The sequence below is a fragment of the Candidatus Nanobsidianus stetteri genome (assembly GCF_003086415.1).
Taxonomy (GTDB): Archaea; Nanobdellota; Nanobdellia; order Nanobdellales; family Nanobdellaceae; genus Nanobdella; species Nanobdella stetteri_A.
Map to the genome: position 1 here is coordinate 1 of NZ_QEFP02000011.1, position 2,128 is coordinate 2,128.

Below are 2,128 nucleotides of genomic sequence, written 5' to 3' on the forward strand. Positions count from 1 at the left end.
CGGAATTTTAGACGAAATTGATATAATTAAACATATAAAAGACAAACTTGGTATAATTGATCATAATATAAAAATATTAAAAATATCTTATTATGAGAAACCAAAATTAAAAATAGTGGATGATTTTTATGCATATGGTCTAGCAATATATTCACGACGTGAAAATAAAATTGTTTTTTCCAGAAAAGCCCTTAAAGAGGAAATAGACAAACAATCAAAAGATTATCAAGAAATAGAAGGTATAAAATATTTAAAGGTGTCTTCATTATTATATCCATTTTATATAAATGAAGGAAATACGATAGAAGCCCTAACAATAGCTATTATTCTTTTGTCATTATTACATGAAAGCTGGCATTCTTTTGATGAGTTTATCTTTAAGATGTTGATATTCCTCGGAGATTCTACCATTAAAAATAGGGATCGCCTTTATAAGGTTTTAACCACCCATTATGGTATTGAATTGAGAGCTTCTGCTTTTGAAGTTATAATGTATTATTTATTAACCGGTTTTTACAAGGATAAAAGAGTATATATATCTGTATGTAATAATATATCTACTACATGTAGAAAATATCTCGAAGAATTAGGTATAATAGAAAGAAGTGAAAATATCTATACGAACTATTTTGCTCCCTACACTCTAGGACGTTGTTATGGAAATATCATCGTAGCTAAATATAAATCGTCATTAGAGAAAAGTATAGATAAAATAATAGATGACCTCGTATATTTGGATAAAGAAAAGGCTATAGAAGTAATTAAAAATTATGTATATAATCCTGATAAGCTATTACAAGATTGAATATAAACATCTTGTATATATAGGTAATCAAGTGTTATGAAGATTCTGGTTTTGATTTATAAGTAACCATGCCTAACCTTATTAAAATTCATATCAAAAAATTATGTCAAAATACTCGCTCACAACCCTAAGACCCATGTCGCATAACCAAGATTATCCGTCATCAATAGAAGGCTCATAATAATATTTGGAGTTTTTGATATATTTTATAATTGGAGTAGGCTTGCCTAAACTTACAAAATTTATAATTGCCAAGATGCTTCTAAAGTCTATGGTATGGTTATTTGGAGGAGGAAGAACTATTAAAAATAAAAAATTAAAAGAAGAAGTAGAAAAGATAGATGAAGATATTAAAAAGCTTTTAGAAGAATTTGAAAAACATCCATACGATCGTGATCCAAAGAGAATTGAAGAATATATAAAACTAATAGAAAAAATTTTAAAAGAAATAGAAGAACATAAAAAATCCTTACATGAGTTATATGGTTCTAGACCAAATAATTTTTCAGAGCTAGAAAACATAGAACACTATCTTAGATTATATCTTAATACACTAAAAGCGGCTGAGAAAAGACACGATATAATAATTCCTCGTAGCTCATTGGAAATAATTGCAGATAATTGGCATAAGCATAAAATAAAATTCAAATGAAGATAATTTTTGTTTTTTATTTAATTATCAAATAAAAAATTAAAAATTTTTTATTTTCTTTTATTCTTAAGATTTATACCCCATATATTCTCCGGAATCTTTTTTATACCGTTCTGGATGTTTTACTAGGTTTTTTACAACATCCGCAACTTTTTCAGATTCTTTCATAGACAATTTTGTAAAAGTATTAAGATATTGTAAAACATCTTTTGCTTTGGTCTTTAAGAGATACCCAACATTTCTATCCCTAATGTCTTTATTGCGTACGAATCCTGGAATTTTATATCCGCCCTCTAATAACTTTGAAATTGTATATCCAGTCTCTTTGTAAAATTTTTCCTCCACTCTTTTTAGATAAGCCTCTAAAGATCTTTCAAGTCTATTTTCAGACATCAAATATTCTAAAGCTATTTTTAAGTCATCAATATTTTCCTTTTTATTATCTATGGCTGAGTCAATACCTTTCAATATACCATAATAAAAAATTTCAGTAGATGAACATATTAAATGACCATACTCTCTTTTAACATCCTCACTTATTAATGAATAGTCTAATTTTTTCATCCTTTCCAATAATTTATCTAATAATGGTTGAGCTTCCGATGCAACTTCTCTTACTTTTTTACGAACAGATTTTAATTCTTTTTCATAATCTTCTATTGGTTTTAATT

General features: G+C 26.7%; 3 protein-coding genes. 2 read left to right on the plus strand and 1 reads right to left on the minus strand.

Going from position 1 to position 2,128, the window contains the following annotated elements:
• Together DDW03_RS01910 and DDW03_RS01915 are read left to right on the plus strand one after the other, a co-directional pair.
• Positions 1-805 (plus strand): hypothetical protein (locus tag DDW03_RS01910; protein ID WP_228615378.1); only part of this gene is annotated, 805 nt, incomplete at its 5' end.
• A 256-nt stretch (positions 806-1,061) separates the two neighbouring features.
• Positions 1,062-1,457 carry a hypothetical protein gene (locus DDW03_RS01915; protein WP_228615379.1) on the plus strand — a complete coding sequence of 132 codons (396 nt, stop codon included), beginning with the start codon at positions 1,062-1,064 and terminating at the stop codon, positions 1,455-1,457.
• Between the two features lie 66 nt (positions 1,458-1,523).
• Here DDW03_RS01915 and DDW03_RS01920 read toward each other — a convergent pair.
• The coding region (locus DDW03_RS01920; protein ID WP_228615380.1) for a hypothetical protein at positions 1,524-2,128 on the minus strand (605 nt) is incomplete at its 5' end.

Coding starts and splice junctions, on each gene's coding strand:
- DDW03_RS01915 (WP_228615379.1), top strand. CDS start 1,062: ATGCTTCTAAAGTCTATGGTATGGTTATTTGGAGGAGGAAGAACTATT.